This window comes from Mesorhizobium sp. M7D.F.Ca.US.004.03.1.1, assembly GCF_003998635.1.
Taxonomy (GTDB): domain Bacteria; phylum Pseudomonadota; class Alphaproteobacteria; order Rhizobiales; family Rhizobiaceae; genus Mesorhizobium; species Mesorhizobium loti.
Window position 1 is genome coordinate 1 of record NZ_RZQG01000984.1, and the last position, 2111, is coordinate 2111.

Below are 2111 nucleotides of genomic sequence, written 5' to 3' on the forward strand. Positions count from 1 at the left end.
GCGCTGCAGGAGATTGCCGCCGACGGTGGCGGCGTTGCGAAGCTGCGCCGAAGCGCCCGACAGCAGCGCTTCGGCCACCGCCGGATAGGATTTCGCGAACTCCGGATCGTAGGCGAGGTTGGCATTGCGCACCAGCGCACCGATGCGCACGCCGCCATCGTCCAGCCGTTCGATGCGGTTGAGTTCCGGCAACCGGGAGATGTCGACGACGCGTTCGGGACTGGTGATGCCGCCTTTCATCAGGTCGAGCAAATTGGTGCCGCCGGCGAGATAGGCCGAACCCGGCTCGGCCGCCGCGGCGATGGCGTCGGGGATGGTGGCGGGCCTGATGTAATCGAAATCCCTCATGCCGCAGTCCTCCGCTCGGCTTTCGCAAGCTGTTGCTGGGCCTCCAGGACGGCCTCGACGATGCCGCCATAGGCCGCGCAGCGGCATATGTTGCCGCTCAGCCCCTCGCGGATGCGTTCGGGATCGTCGCCGGCCTGTCCCTCGGCGATCAGGCCGAGCGTGCTCATGATCTGGCCGGGTGTGCAGAACCCGCACTGGAAGCCGTCATGGGCGATGAAGGCGGCCTGCACCGGATGCAACTCCTCGCCGTGGGCGACGCCTTCGATGGTCAAGACTTGGGCGCCGTCATGGCTGACCGCCAGCGCCAGGCATGAGTTGATGCGCTTGCCGTCGACCAGCACCGTGCAGGCGCCGCACTGGCCGCGATCGCAGCCCTTCTTGGTGCCGGTGAGATCGAGCCGTTCGCGCAGCAGGTCGAGCAGGGTTACGCGTGGGTCGACCTCCAGTTCGTGTCGGTGTCCGTTGATTGTGAGCGTGATGGGAAGGCTGGTCATGGGCGTCTGGCTCCAGTTGCTTGACGCTGAGGGGATTGAATTGGCGTCGGGGCGGGGAAGGGCAAGGCGGCGGAGAGCGAAATCTTCCCCCTCGAGGGGAAGATTTCACGCTCGGCAGTTTGCAGACGTGACATACCGGTTCCCCTTCTTATATGATAAAGGTACTCCACTAAAACGGAGGCACCTCCGTTTATTACGTGGGGGTTGACCCGACCGGGTTCAAGCCCCCTGACACGATGTGGAGAAAAAATTGGCCACCGAGCCGTCCGCCATTGCCGAACAGAAGGCCGAAGCCGCAGAGACAAAACCGTTGCGCGCCGATGCGCAACGCAACCGCGACCGGCTGGTCGAGGTGGCCGCCGCCGTGTTTGCCGAGCGCGGCATCGATGCTTCGCTGGAGGAGATCGCGCGCCGCGCCGGCGTTGGCATCGGCACGCTCTACCGGCATTTTCCGACGCGCGAGCATCTGGTCGAGGTCGTCTACCGCCGCGAGGCGGAGGCGGTGTGCGCGGCCGCCGGCGAGCTTGCCCAAAAACATCCGTCCGATGTCGCGCTGGAGCAGTGGATGCAGCGCTTCGTCGACTACATCGCCACCAAGCGCGGCCTGGCGACCAGCCTGCGTATCCTGCTCACCACCAATTCGACGCTGTTTTCCGACACGTCCGGCAGGGTCTCGCAAGCCTTGCGGCAGCTGGTCGAGGCGGCGGTGGCCGACGGCACCATCCGCGGCGATGTCGATGCTTCGGACGTGCTGCACGCGCTGTCGGGCATCTACTCGGCGCCTGACACCCCGGAATGGCGCGACCGCTCGCGCCGGCTGGTCAAGCTCTTGATGGACGGGTTGCGGTTCGGGGCGGGGAAATCCACCAAGGCCTGATGGCCCACGCCGTCGGTACAAGGCAGACGAGAGCCTTGTAAGCAGGCACGTCCGTTGGTCATGTCCGGCCGGATTGGCACACCGCGCTTGCAACTGAACGAGAGCGGCTGTTAAATTCCTCACATTTCAAGTGACCGACAGGCCCACGCATGACTGCTCGCAAAGCACAAAGGACAGCCCGGCTGATCCATCTTCTGTCGGAACGGCGGGTCATCCATCTCAGCGAAGCGGCAACGCTTCTTGGCGTCTCCGAGATGACGGTGCGGCGTGACATCGCCACCAACCAGGGACAGATCGCCTTCCTCGGTGGGCATATACTGGCGGCGGCCGAGATCGACACCGACGCGCCTTACGAACTGGCGACCGCGGCCGACAGCCATGCGGCGGCGAAG

At 65.1% G+C, this 2111-nt stretch carries 4 protein-coding genes; 2 read left to right on the plus strand and 2 right to left on the minus strand.

Annotated features, from left to right (window positions below):
• Both EN935_RS32790 and EN935_RS32795 read right to left on the minus strand, forming a co-directional pair.
• On the minus strand, positions 1 to 348 hold a 348-nt coding region (locus EN935_RS32790; RefSeq protein ID WP_206534620.1), incomplete at its 3' end, for an FAD binding domain-containing protein.
• Positions 345 to 842 (minus strand): (2Fe-2S)-binding protein, encoded by a 498-nt coding sequence (locus tag EN935_RS32795; RefSeq protein ID WP_127265059.1) that lies wholly within the window; start codon positions 840 to 842, stop codon positions 345 to 347. The genes EN935_RS32790 and EN935_RS32795, both read right to left, overlap by 4 nt.
• A gap of 250 nt (positions 843 to 1092) precedes the next feature.
• Here EN935_RS32795 and EN935_RS32800 point away from each other — a divergent pair, with 250 nt between their 5' ends.
• Positions 1093 to 1719, plus strand: a complete 627-nt coding sequence (locus EN935_RS32800; RefSeq protein ID WP_127265060.1) for a TetR/AcrR family transcriptional regulator — start codon at positions 1093 to 1095, stop codon at positions 1717 to 1719.
• 149 nt (positions 1720 to 1868) lie between these two features.
• A partial coding sequence (locus EN935_RS32805) for a DeoR family transcriptional regulator (protein WP_127374065.1) occupies positions 1869 to 2111 on the plus strand: 243 nt, incomplete at its 3' end.